We start from the raw sequence: 12,486 nt of genomic DNA, 5'->3' as shown, positions 1-12,486 counted from the left end.
GCAAGGTATAACTGATAAATGCAACTTATTCGCGGTATTCACAATATTCAACTCACAGATGAATATAAAGGTAAAGGTTGCGTGCTTACCATCGGTAATTTTGATGGCGTTCATTTAGGTCATCAGAGGGTCATAAAAGCGCTAATAGAAAAAGCAAATGAGTTGAATGCTGAGCCGGTTGTCATGGTATTTGAGCCTCAACCACAAGAGTTGTTTAATCCTTCAGGAGCCCCTGCTAGATTAACGCGATTACGTGACAAATACGCCTTGCTAAAAAAGTTAGGTATTAAGCGATTACTTTGTGTAAATTTTAATAGAAAATTTGCTAGCCTAACTGCTCAACAATTCGTACAAAACTTGTTAGTTGAGCAATTGCACATTAAATACTTGATTATTGGTGATGACTTTAAATTCGGTAAAAACCGTCAAGGTGATTTTACCATGTTACAAAAATCGGGTATTGAGTATGGCTTTGGTGTGCAAGATACTAAGAGCTTTAAGCTTGAACAATGCAGAATAAGCAGTACAGAAATAAGAAACGCGCTTTTTGATGATGACTTTGCTAAAGCTCAATCTATGTTAGGAAGACCTTACTCTATTATTGGGCGAGTATTTCACGGCGATAAAAGAGGGAGGCAAATAGGCTTTCCTACTGCTAATTTACTGCTTAAGCGTCGCGTGTCGCCTGTTTCAGGCGTATACGCTGTACAAGTCATCATAAAAGATGAAAAATATTATGGTGTTGCCAATATTGGCAATAGACCTAGTGTCTCAGGCACAAGGCAGCAACTTGAAGTGCATATATTTGACTTTAATCGAGCGATATACGGTGAAAGTATTGAAGTTGTCATGCTTAAAAAGCTTCGAGAAGAGCAAAAGTTTAGCTCAATTGAAGCGTTAACGAATCAGATTAAAAAAGACAGTGAACAAGCACGACAATTTGTCGATGCTTTAGAATAAATTTGTTGGATAAACCAGCATTATTGATGGATATCAAAGTAAATGAGTGATTATAAACATACCCTAAATTTGCCTGATACCCCTTTCCCAATGAAAGGAAATATGGCGAATCGTGAACCGCAGATGCTTAAAGATTGGGCGAATAAAGATCTTTACGGCAAAATTCGTGCTGCTAAGAAGGGTAAGAAGTCGTTTATTTTGCACGACGGCCCTCCTTACGCTAATGGTAATATCCACTTAGGCCATGCCGTAAATAAGATTTTAAAAGACGTTATTGTTAAAGCGAAAACCTTATCTGATTTCGACTCTCCTTATATTCCAGGTTGGGACTGTCATGGTTTACCGATTGAGTTAATGGTAGAGAAGAAAGTTGGTAAACCAGGACATAAAGTGTCTGCAGCGGACTTTCGTCAAAAATGTCGTGAGTATGCGGCTAAGCAAGTAGACGGCCAACGTGAAGATTTCAAACGTTTAGGTGTGTTTGGTGATTGGGATAACCCATACCTAACAATGAATTTTGATACCGAAGCAAATATTATTCGTGCGTTAGGTAAAATCGTTGAAAATGGTCACTTGGAACAGGGCTTTAAACCTGTTTATTGGAGTGTTGTTGGTGGCTCTGCATTGGCAGAAGCGGAAGTAGAATACGCAGACAAAGTGTCTTTTTCTATTGACGTAAAGTACCCTGTTGCAGATCAATCATCGTTAGCGGATGTTATCGCAGATTTAAGCGGTGAAGGCCAAGTGTCTGTCGTTATATGGACGACAACACCATGGACCTTACCGTCAAGCCAAGCGGTGAGTGTTAACCCTGAATTAGACTACGTGGTAGTACAAGCGGGCAGTGAACGTTTATTACTTGCTGAAGCATTATATGAAGGCGTAATGGAGCGAGCTGGTATAGACGACTTCTCTATTGTTGGTAGAACAACAGGTGCGGCTCTTGAACATTTACAAGTAAACCATCCATTTTACGATCACAACGTACCCGTTATTTTGGGTGACCATGTTACCACTGATGCAGGTACTGGCTGTGTTCATACTGCACCAGACCACGGTGTAGACGATTTCAATGTTGGTAGAAAATACAATATTGAAACGCTAAATTACCTAGATGACAACGGTATTTATCGTGACAATGTTGAACTGTTTGCTGGTGAGCATGTTTATAAAGTTGACGAAAAAGTCATTGAAACAGTAAAAGAACATGGCAACTTGTTATTTCAAACTAAGTTAACTCATAGCTACCCACACTGTTGGAGAACGAAAACACCGTTAATCTTCCGTGCAACACCTCAATGGTTTGTTAGTATGACCAAGAATAGCTTGCGCGAAGATGTTAAAAATTCAGTGGAAGGGGTTCAGTGGATCCCAGATTGGGGACAAGCTCGTATAGAATCTATGCTTGATTCTAGCCCTGACTGGTGTATTTCCCGTCAACGTACTTGGGGCGTGCCAATTGCGCTATTTATTCATAAAGAAACGCAAGAACTTCACCCTGATACCGCTCGTTTAGTTGAAGAAGTGGCGTTACGTGTCGAAAAACAAGGAATGGATGCGTGGTTCGAACTAGATGCTAAAGAATTGCTAGGTGACGATGCACAGGCATATGAAAAAATTACCGATACGCTAGACGTGTGGTTTGATTCAGGTGTTACCCATTATACCGTGATGGCGCAACGTGAAGAGTTAAATTATCCAGCTGATTTGTACCTAGAGGGCTCAGATCAGCACAGAGGTTGGTTCCAGTCGTCATTAAAAACAGCAATGGCAATTAACGGTAACGCACCTTATAAGACAGTATTAACCCATGGCTTTACCGTTGACGCTGACGGCAAGAAAATGTCTAAGTCGCTTGGAAATGTAATCACACCTTCAGAGATTACAAATAAGCTAGGTGCAGATATTTTACGTTTATGGGTTGCATCGGTTAACTACACGCAAGAGATTACTGTTTCTCAGGAAATCTTTAAGCGCCAAGCTGATGCGTATCGTCGAATTCGCAATACTTCGCGTTTCTTACTTGCGAACATTAACGGCTTTGAGCCAGCGACCCATTCGGTAGATGTAAATGATATGGTTGAGCTTGACCGTTGGGTATTGGGTCGTGCGGCGCAACTTCAAAAAGAAATTGTAGAAGCTTACGATGCTTATGAGTTCCACAATGTAGTACATAAGTTAATGAACTTCTGTACTAATGAGCTTGGTGGTTTCTATCTAGATATCATTAAAGATAGACAATACACGGCGAAAGCAGACAGCAACGCACGACGTTCGTGTCAAACTGCGATGTATTTAATTGCAGAAGGCATGACACGTTGGATGGCGCCTATTTTATCATTTACCGCTCAGGAAATTTGGCAAGCTCTTCCTGCCCCAGTTGATGGAGAGCGAGATGAGTTTGTATTTACTGATGTTTGGTTTGCACCACTTGAAAACTTAAGCGCACAAAGTAGTTTTACCAATGACTTTTGGGATCAAGTGCTTCAGGTTCGTGGTGAAGTAAACCGCGCCTTAGAGCAAGCACGTAAAGATAAAGTGGTTGGTAAAGGCCTTGAGGCTGAAGTTACCTTGTTTGCATCTAAAGAAATAACAGAAGTGTTATCAAAATTAGATGATGAATTACGTTTTGTATTAATTACTTCGGGCGCTACAGTCGCGGATATTAGCTCTGCACCAGAAAATGCCTTAGTAACGGAGTTAGAAGGTCTTTCAATTGTTGTAAGCCAGTCTACTGGAACTAAGTGTGAGCGTTGTTGGCACTTTACCGCTGATGTTGGTCAAAACGAAGCTCATCCAGAGTTATGTGGTCGCTGTGTGACTAATGTTGACGGTGATGGCGAACAACGCAAATTTGCGTAATTAAATTCGAATTATGTCACGATAAATGCTCAGTTTTGTAAGCTGAGCATTTTAGTATCTAAAGTTGAGAAAAGTATGTCTGAATCAAGTCAAGCTAACGGATTACGTTGGTTGTGGTTAACCTTAATCTTGTTAGTGATAGATCAAGTCTCTAAGCATTGGGTTGCTGGTACTATGAGCTTGTATCAATCTATCGAAGTATTACCTATTTTTAATATAACCTACGCACAAAATACTGGTGCAGCGTTTAGCTTTTTAGCAGACCAAGGTGGTTGGCAACGTTGGTTTTTTACCGCAATAGCGTTTATCGCCAGTATTGTTTTTCTTGTTTGGATGAAAAGAACACCCCCTCAACAAAAGATGTTAATAATTGCGCTTGCTTGTATGCTTAGCGGTGCTTTAGGCAATTTAATTGATCGTATGTTGTTCGGTTATGTTATTGATTTTCTCGATTTTCATTGGCAGGGTCATGCTTGGCCAACCTTTAATATCGCAGATTCAGCGATATTCGTTGGTGCAGCACTAATGATTATCGACTCAATTCAACAAGAAAAAACAAATAAGCAGCAAGCCACTGAGGATTAAGTTTAATGAGTAAACAAATAACTGATACATCGAACATCATTGTTCATATTACGATGAAGCTTGCTGATGGCTCCGCTGCTGATAGCACAAAAGTAAATAATAAGCCTGCGAAAATTATTATGGGAGATAAAAGTATATCCCCTGCTTTCGAAGAACAGTTGCTTGGCTTATCAGAAGGGGATAGCAAAGAGTTTACGCTCGAAGCAAAAGACGCTTTTGGTGAACCAAACCCCGATAATATCCACTATGTTGATGCGAATAAATTCTCTGCCGATGCTCCTGCTAAAGTTGGTAACATTATTACCTTTACGCAACCAGGTGGCGTTGAACTTCCGGGTATGATAAAAGAAGTTTCTGGCGACTCAGTAACGGTTGATTTTAATCATCCGCTGGCTGGGCAAGCGGTAACATTCGTTATTGATGTTATTGAAATACTGGGGTAGGGCATTATGGAAATCGTATTAGCAAACCCGAGAGGGTTTTGTGCTGGCGTAGATAGAGCAATAAGTATTGTTGATAGAGCACTAGACCTGTTCGAAGCTCCAATTTATGTGCGTCACGAAGTCGTCCACAATAAATTTGTTGTTAATGGTTTAAAAAAACGTGGTGCTGTTTTTGTCGACGAGTTGAACGAAGTACCAGACGACTGCACGGTAATATTTAGCGCTCATGGTGTTTCTAAAGCTGTACGACAAGAAGCAAAAGATAGAGGTCTTAAGGTTTTTGATGCTACATGTCCTTTAGTGACCAAAGTTCATATGGAGGTCTCTAGAGCAAGTCGTAAGGGCATTGAATGTGTTCTAATCGGTCATGCCGGACATCCTGAAGTCGAAGGTACGATGGGGCAGTACGAAAGTGAAGCTGGCGGTATCTATTTAGTCGAGTCGCCTGACGACGTCGACTCTTTAGAAGTTAAAAACCCCGAAAAGCTGTATTACTGTAGTCAAACGACTTTATCTGTAGACGATACTAGCGATGTAATTGACGCACTTCGAGAGAAATTCCCTGCGATTGAAGGTCCTCGCAAAGATGATATTTGCTACGCCACCCAAAATAGACAAGATGCGGTGAGAGCCATTGCCAGTGAAGTTGATTTAATGTTAGTGGTTGGTGCTAAAAACAGCTCTAATTCAAATAGGCTTCGTGAATTGGCTGAAAAAATAGGTCCTAAAGCTTTTTTAATTGATTCTGCAGACGATATTAACGCCGATTGGTTAGAAAACGTGTCTACTGTTGGCGTTACTGCTGGTGCTTCTGCTCCTGAAGTACTCGTTAGCCGCGTTGTAGAAACGCTAGAAAGCCATGGTGGAACCAAAGCAGTAGAGTTTCCTGGTAAAGAAGAAAATACTGTATTTGCTGTTCCGGTAGAATTGCGCTAGTCTAAAAGGTAGATTAAAAGTTGAACATATTGATTGGGGTTCATATTTGTCAGAACCCCAATTGTTAAAATGCAGTAAGATAAAGGATAGCTGCTAGATTACGGACACAAAAGGTATGGGTTAATGCAGTTCACACAAGTGATATTTAACACATATGCCCCCACACAAAAACATCGAGCTTGTATTTCAAGCCCGCTAGTTTCTTTCGTTTTTATTTTTTATTCAAAGTTCATCGTTGAGCTTATGTATTGTCGAGGTTCTCTATGAGGCTTGGTCGGATTTCTACTATTGTCAAAAAGCGCTCTTCAAAAGGAATGACTTTCATCGAAGTACTCGTCGCGTTATTTCTACTTGTTGTTGGGGTTATAGGCGCAGTAGCAATGCAGGCAACGGTGAAAAAAAGTAGCTTTGATGCCATGCAACGATCTTTAGCATCGGCACTTGCTCAAGATATTATTGAGCGGATTCGCAGCAATGATCCGAATAGCATCGCCAGTTATGTACGCAATGACTATGGTGCTGCTTTAGATGCCGTTCCTGCCAATCGATGTAACAGCCCCGCAAACCTATGTAACAGTAACGATTTAGCCACCAATGATAGATTTGAATGGGAATCAGCACTCATGGGCGCAAATGTTACTAATAATGGTGCAAGTACTGGCGGGCTGATAGGGGCAAGAGCTTGTATTAGTCAAAATGCTAATGCGGTACAGGTGGTAATTAGTTGGCAAGGCCGTGTTAGTACGAGCGATAATGCTGATGTTGACGGCTGCGGCACCGCAAATAACCAACGAAGACAAGTAGTGGTAGAGGCATTTATAAATTGATCATTTATCAGAAAAGTTTTCTTCATAAAAAAAAGTTTTCGAGGGCAGTATGTCACTCGAGGGGCTTTAGCATTGTTGAGTTACTGATCTCACTTGCTGTTGGATTATTTCTCGTTGCTGGCGTGTTATCTGTTTTTGTCAATGTAAAAAGTACTTCTGAAATTACAACAAGCTTCGGTGAGCTGCAGGAAAATGGTCGTTTCGCCATCAGCCTATTATCTGACGATTTAAGCCGGCAAGACTTTTGGGGCGACTATACGGGAGTATTTGGAACCGCAAACTTAAGAGGCGCTGCGCCAGGGGCTCCAGGTAACGATTGCGTGGGAGGTGGAATTAATAACGCCACTTTTCCTACGGCAACAGGACATTTCAGAACGTTATGGGGAACAACTGCAAATGCTGATGATCCGTTAGGCTGCTTTGCAGCTGCATCTCCTGCAAGAGACGGTTCAGACATTATTCAATTAAAACGAACTATATCCCAACCAACACTGGAGGCGACAGCAGAAGCTAATAGTGATAATTATTATCTAGTGACCAATATGACAGAAGGCAGCTTATTGCAAGGTGGTGTCGCTATGCCTACCATCGAAAATAGTCAAATATGGGAATATCAGCACCACGTCTACTATGTAACTGAGCAGGCTCAAGGTACTTATAATGTTCCTGTTTTAATGCAAGGGCGATTAACTGACACCATGGCTTTTGCACCAATTGTTGATGGTATTGAGATTATCCGTTTCATGTATGGTGTAGATTCTGATGACGATGGCGTCGTGAATGCATTTATTTCAGCAGATAATATGACTCAGGCGTTCTGGAATGGCGCCAGTGGCAGTAAAATTATTGCAGTTAAAATTTATGTACTGGCTCGTACAGTGACGCCAGATTTTAACTATACCGATGAAAACACCTATACTTTAGGTGATATTCAATACACACCAGATGACAATTTTAGGCGACTGCTATTTAGTTCCACTGTATCTTTATTTAACGCGAGAGTTGACGTATGGCCACCTTAAGTAATCTTAACAAAGTAAAGTCAAAGCAAAAAGGCGTGGTGCTAATAGTTGCGTTGGTGTTCTTGATTGCTTTAACCGCAGTGGTTGCCGCATTGATGCAGAATACCACTGCTGACATTAAAATGTCGGGTGCGAGCGAAGATAAAATGATTGCAACACAGGCTGCGGTAAGTGCCATAGATGAGGTGATTTTTAATCAAATAACGCCGGGTAATACCAATGTATTTGCTAAGAAAATTACAGACGATAACTTTCCAAACGAAAATCAAGCAGAGTTATTACCAGGAACTAAATCGGGTGCTACTGCGAGTGTTGATGTAACGAACAATCTGTATAAACTTGAAGCTGACTGCCCCCACTCTCGGTCAGCTTCTTCGGTGCAAATTTTCGCTTGCAATGTACTTCAAGTGCAAGTGAATCGAAGTTATGGGCGTAATAATAATGCAGAAATTGTTGCTAACTCTGGTGTCGCGCAACAGCTGCTTAAATAATGCGGCCATTTTGGGGATGATATGAAAAAATTAGCTTTAGGATTACTGACGGTTCTAGCTTCTGGGTTGACGGTTGGCGAGGATATAGAGCTTTATATCAGTGACGCTGTTAAGTCGTTAGGTGCGAGACCTCAAGTTTTAATTATACTCGACAATTCCGGTAGTATGAGTACAGAAGACTATGTTACTGAACCATATAACCCTAACACTACTTATCCTGCAGTAGGTGGCCTTAACTCCTTATCAGATAGGTTTATATATTTTACTAAAGGTGGTATTGATAATACTTCGCTTCCTGTTCCAGATAGCCCGAGTGAAGCCCGCCGATTTTTAGATGAAATAAACTCCTGTAAAACAGCAGCAGATATACTTGCGACCAACGGCTTTTATACTGGAAGAATTAGAGAGTATGAGCTCAAAGGGAACAATGGTTCCTGGCAGGAAATACCTGACAACAACGGCGCTAATATTGAAATTATTGACTGCGAAGATGATGTTACTGCGGGAATACCAACAAATGTAGCTTCACTGCCTGAAGGATATCCTGTTGATAGCCAAGGTACCAAAAAGAACCCGATTTATCACACATCAGATGCAGCGGACTCTAATGTAGAGTGGAATGGTCAATTAGTTACTTTATACACAGACAACTACCTTCGCTGGCACCATGGGGCTACCGTTAACAAAACGTACTTATCTCGACTAGATCAAGCGGTGAATAGTATTAGCAGTGTTATACATGCTGCTCCTTCCGTCGATTTTGGTCTTCAAGTCTTTAACTTTGATGATGGTGATGGTGCTAATGACGCAAACGGAGGTCGAATTGCGTTTGGTATTAAGGAATCAACGGTAGCGAATAAAACTGCATTGCTTGATATTATTCAGAACGATCTTTCTCCAGAAACCTGGACACCTCTTTGTGAAACCTTATATGAAGCATCTTTGTATTTCTCCGGTAAATTTGTCGATTTTGGTGATGATGATAGAAACTTCAAAAGTTATAGCTATACCAAAAATCAACCTCCTATGGACTCTAGTGTTGCGTCAAGCGGCGATTACATAACCCCACTTAAAAAATGTAATAGTAACGCTTATGTCATTATTTTAACGGATGGCGAACCAACAAATGATAATGCTGCCGATACAAAAATCTCGGGGTTAACGTCGAAAGATGCAGACGGAAATACGGTGACATTTTCGGGTAGTAAGGTTAAAGGCAACTATTTAGCTGCATTGGCTGGCTGGATGCATAACAACGATGTTAATTTGGATTTAGACGGAACCCAAAAAATTACCACATTTACCATTGGGTTTAGTGATGGCGCTAAGGATGCGGAAGAGTTGCTTGAAGCAACAGCAGAACAGGGCGGCGGTGAGTATTTTTATGCCGATGATCATACGCAACTTACTAACGCTTTAACCAGTATCTTTGAACAATTAGAGCCGAGTAATGAAAGCCTTACATCTGCGTCAGTTGCGGCAAATAATCTAGATAAAACTGAAACGTTAAATTCTGTTTACTATGCCATGTTCGACCCGCAAAACGCTCCTCGCTGGCAAGGCAATTTGAAGAAATATAAGGTCGTCAACGAAGTGCAAGTTGGACAAGGCGATGTGAATGCATTGAACGAAGATACTGGCCATTTTTCTGATGAAGTTACTAGCTTTTGGTCTGAGGCAAACAGTAAAGATGGGCAAGCCGTAGCAGAGGGCGGTGTTGCCGATATGCTCAGAAAGGTAACGACTCGTAAGTTAGTTAGTAATATAGGTGCGTCTGGCGCTTTAGTTGATTTTAATCGAACTAATGTTGTTTCATTCTACGGAGATACGACTAAGACTGCTGAGGCCCTTGGTATTGAAGAGAGTGATATTGATGACACACTCGACTGGCATAAAGGAATAGATGTTGACGATGAAGACAAAGATACTTCAAAAACAGATATGCGTTATGATGTTTTTGGAGATCCTCTTCACTCTAAGCCTCTTGTGATTAATTATGGTAGCAGTATTCGTATTGTCATTGGCACTAATGCCGGTGCATTACACATGTTTAAAGATGACACTAGTACAGATACTGTCTCAGAAGATTGGGCATTCTTACCTCACGAATTTTTTAAAAATATTAAAACGCTTAGAGAAAACTTTGCAGGAGGCGATAAAGTCTACGGTGTTGATGGGAAGATTACTTCCTACATTGAAGACCAAAATGGTGACGGTATTGTTAATGGTGAAGATAAAGTATGGATATTCTTTGGCTTAAGAAGAGGTGGAAGCTCCTATTATGCGATGGATATTACTTTGCCTGATACACCTAAAATGTTATGGCATAAAGACGCAAGTTCTATTGGTTTCGAAGAGTTAGGCCAATCTTGGTCTCAGCCCAAAATTGCATATAGCGCACTTAATACCTCAGGTACGGGATCTTCTGCTGTAGCTAGTCCTGTTGTTATATTTGGTGGTGGTTACGATATATCAAAAGATAATGCAGGCCCAGGTAGTACTGACAATGTTGGTAGAGCTATTTATATGGTTGATGCCAAGACAGGTCAACTGAAGTGGAGCTTAGCACCTTCCGGTGGCACGACCGCATTTGCTGGTAGCCATAGTATCCCTTCAACTATTGCTACGTTAGATAGTGATGGCAATGGGTTGGTCGATAGGCTTTATGTTGGTGACACTGGAGGAGACCTTTGGCGGGTGGATATGCCGGGAGATAACCCCTCAAGTTCTTCTTCACCTTGGACAGTGTTTAAATTGGCCAGTTTAGGCGGAGGTGGTATTGATAATGCGACTGATAGACGTTTTTTTGCTGAACCTTCTGTAGTTCGAACCTTTGTTTCAGAAACAATTGAAACTGAGATTGTAGATAAAGACGGGCAAACGGAAACTATTACTTCCAGACAAGAAATTCCCTATGAAGCGGTACTCATTGGCTCAGGTGATGTTTCTAATCCTTTAGGAAACGACACGCAAGACGTGTTTTTTATGATTAAAGATGCAAATATCAAAACAATGTCGTTTTCTAATAGCTCAACCCCTGCGACACCTAATGCATTAACGATTTCTGATCTTTATGATTACACCGATAATCCGTTCGATCAAAACCTAACTACTGCCGAAAGGGACAGCCTAGAAATAGCGGTGAGTAAAAAGTCGGGTTGGTATATGCTTTACGACAAAAATTCAGGTGAAAAGAGCTCTAGCTCGGCAATTGTTATTGAAGGGGTAGCTCATTTTAACTCGTACGTACCACCAACACTTTCAGCAGGCAGCGGCGTGTGTGTCGTACCTGGCGGACAAGGTTGGTTGTATGCCGTAGATTTGGCATTAGGTACGCATGTTTATAATTGGGTTGATTCAGAAAACCCTGATGGTATAACCGATGGCGATGAGCGTAAGGTTTATATAAGCGAGCAATTTTTAGGTACACCAACACTGATTGTAGTTCCTAAAAGTGATGGGGATCCTGATACTGTAGATGATGCAGAAGGCAATATTATCGTAGGAAGACGAATAATCCCTGTTGGATTCACGTTAAAAACCATGAGAACTAATTTGTATATTGAAGAGGCGCAGTAAACGTGAAAATTAATAAAAAACAGCAAGGGGCAACCTTGATAGAGTTGTTGTTAGCTTTGGCTATTATTGGTGTTTTAGTGTCTGTTGCTTATCCGTCCTATTCTGACTTTGTCCTGCGTAGCAATAGAACGGAAGGGCAGTCAGCGTTGCTTAATCTAGCTAATTTACAAGAGCAATTATTTGTTGATAGCCGAGCTTACACAACCGATATGACTGCACTAGGTATGGATGCAGACCCATTTATCACCGAAAATGGTTACTATAGTATTGATGCAGCAGTAAATGGGGCGACATTCGTTCTGACAGCTACGGCGAAAAAAGGGCAGGTTAAAGATACTGGCTGTACTTCATTAACTATCAATCATCTGGGCGAAAAGACACCAGCATCAGGCTGTTGGGAGAATTAGCTATGAGTAAAAAAACACTGAGTTTTAGTTGGTTAGCCAAGTCGTCTTTGCTGTTCGCTTGTCTAACGACGAGTTTATCTTCTTTTGCTGAAGAAGAAGTTCAAAAAGCGAAATGTCATGTCGAGTTATTAGGTGGTGGAACAACAATTTATTCGGGCATGGTTACGCAAAGCCAGTTTGAACAGCTTCGAACTACGTTACCAGGACGAACCATTAGGGCAGCTGGATTTAACAAGCCTAAAGAAGTGTATAAAACGCTTGAATGTACTTGGCATTCAAAACGCTTTCAAAGTGCTGTTGCTCGTAGTGTTGAGCGAAAACAAGCGAAATAAAAGACAGTTAGGAAAACAAGCTGAGCAGTATGCCTTGAGTTA

The 12,486-nt window shown here is 41.1% G+C and carries 11 protein-coding genes; all 11 read left to right on the top strand.

What is annotated here, in order from left to right:
- The first annotated feature begins 18 nt into the window (after positions 1–18).
- A complete protein-coding gene (ribF, locus tag ACOB80_RS13210) occupies positions 19–960 on the top strand; it encodes a bifunctional riboflavin kinase/FAD synthetase (protein WP_473166316.1) in 942 nt (313 codons plus the stop codon).
- A gap of 42 nt (positions 961–1,002) precedes the next feature.
- The gene (gene ileS / locus ACOB80_RS13205) at positions 1,003–3,822 is read left to right on the top strand and encodes an isoleucine--tRNA ligase (protein ID WP_473166315.1); all 2,820 of its coding nucleotides are present in this window, start codon (positions 1,003–1,005) and stop codon (positions 3,820–3,822) included.
- Between the two features lie 75 nt (positions 3,823–3,897).
- On the top strand, positions 3,898–4,407 hold the full coding sequence (gene lspA, locus ACOB80_RS13200) for a signal peptidase II (RefSeq protein WP_473166314.1): 510 nt from the start codon (positions 3,898–3,900) through the stop codon (positions 4,405–4,407).
- A 5-nt stretch (positions 4,408–4,412) separates the two neighbouring features.
- A complete protein-coding gene (gene fkpB, locus ACOB80_RS13195; protein WP_473166313.1) occupies positions 4,413–4,850 on the top strand; it encodes an FKBP-type peptidyl-prolyl cis-trans isomerase in 438 nt (145 codons plus the stop codon).
- Between the two features lie 6 nt (positions 4,851–4,856).
- Positions 4,857–5,786 carry a 4-hydroxy-3-methylbut-2-enyl diphosphate reductase gene (gene ispH, locus ACOB80_RS13190; protein ID WP_473166312.1) on the top strand — a complete coding sequence of 310 codons (930 nt, stop codon included), beginning with the start codon at positions 4,857–4,859 and terminating at the stop codon, positions 5,784–5,786.
- Between the two features lie 263 nt (positions 5,787–6,049).
- Positions 6,050–6,613 carry a type IV pilus modification protein PilV gene (gene pilV, locus ACOB80_RS13185; RefSeq protein WP_473166311.1) on the top strand — a complete coding sequence of 188 codons (564 nt, stop codon included), beginning with the start codon at positions 6,050–6,052 and terminating at the stop codon, positions 6,611–6,613.
- Positions 6,610–7,635, top strand: coding sequence for a PilW family protein (locus tag ACOB80_RS13180; RefSeq protein WP_473166310.1), 1,026 nt, complete (start codon positions 6,610–6,612; stop codon positions 7,633–7,635). The genes pilV and ACOB80_RS13180 overlap by 4 nt, the downstream gene beginning before the upstream one ends.
- Positions 7,623–8,126 (top strand): pilus assembly PilX family protein, encoded by a 504-nt coding sequence (locus ACOB80_RS13175; RefSeq protein WP_473166309.1) that lies wholly within the window; start codon positions 7,623–7,625, stop codon positions 8,124–8,126. Before ACOB80_RS13180 ends, ACOB80_RS13175 begins: the two co-directional genes overlap by 13 nt.
- A 21-nt stretch (positions 8,127–8,147) precedes the next feature.
- On the top strand, positions 8,148–11,705 hold the full coding sequence (locus ACOB80_RS13170) for a pilus assembly protein (RefSeq protein ID WP_473166308.1): 3,558 nt from the start codon (positions 8,148–8,150) through the stop codon (positions 11,703–11,705).
- 2 nt (positions 11,706–11,707) lie between these two features.
- Positions 11,708–12,112 carry a type IV pilin protein gene (locus ACOB80_RS13165; protein WP_473166307.1) on the top strand — a complete coding sequence of 135 codons (405 nt, stop codon included), beginning with the start codon at positions 11,708–11,710 and terminating at the stop codon, positions 12,110–12,112.
- Between the two features lie 2 nt (positions 12,113–12,114).
- On the top strand, positions 12,115–12,444 hold the full coding sequence (locus tag ACOB80_RS13160) for a hypothetical protein (protein ID WP_473166306.1): 330 nt from the start codon (positions 12,115–12,117) through the stop codon (positions 12,442–12,444).
- The last annotated feature ends 42 nt before the right edge of the window (positions 12,445–12,486 follow it).

The sequence above is a fragment of the Thalassotalea coralli genome, from assembly GCF_055786205.1.
Note: the sequence above shows the minus strand (reverse complement) of the source record. Positions and strands in the feature narration are given on the sequence as shown.